This is a genomic window from Streptomyces muensis, assembly GCF_021474425.1.
GTDB classification, from domain to species: Bacteria; Actinomycetota; Actinomycetes; order Streptomycetales; family Streptomycetaceae; genus Streptomyces; species Streptomyces muensis.
In genome coordinates, this window is sequence record NZ_JAKEIP010000637.1 from 1 (window position 1) to 557 (window position 557).

Sequence of the window (557 nt, forward strand, 5' to 3'; positions counted from 1 at the left end):
CCCCTCCCCCGCCGCCCGCACCCCCGGCAGCAACTGCTCCTCCGCGCACGCCGCCGACACCTCGAAGTGCCCCTTCTCGAACCCGAAGTTGCCCGCGAGACCGCAGCAGCCGCCGCTCAGCTCCCCGCTCAGCCCCGCGGCCGCGCGCAGCCGGCGGTCCGCCGTGTCGCCGAGCACCGCGTGCTGATGGCAGTGCGTCTGCCCGACCGCCGGCCGATCCACGCGGGGCGGCGTCCAGTCGGGGGCGAGCCGCTCCAGGGCCTCGGCGAAGGTGAGCACACGGTCGGCCAGGCGGCGGGCCCGTGGATCGTCGTGCAGCAGCTCCGGCAGGTCCGAGCGCAGGGCCGCGGCGCAGCTCGGCTCCAGGACGACGACCGGGGCGGCGGCCGTCTCCAGCACCGGCTCCATCAGGTCCAACGTGCGGCGCAGCACCGCGCGGGCGCGGTCCAACTGCCCCGTGGAGACGTACGTCAGCCCGCAGCAGACCCGCCCGCGGCCCCGGAGCAGCGAGACCGGATCCATAGCCACCGCCACTCCCCCCTCGGCCCCCTTGGACC

The 557-nt window shown here is 76.8% G+C and carries 1 protein-coding gene; it reads right to left on the minus strand.

Translation table 11 applies throughout. The features are described from left to right. Nucleotides 1–557, minus strand: a 557-nt coding sequence (locus L0P92_RS44840) for a heterodisulfide reductase-related iron-sulfur binding cluster (protein WP_234768861.1), incomplete at both ends; no start/stop codon positions are given.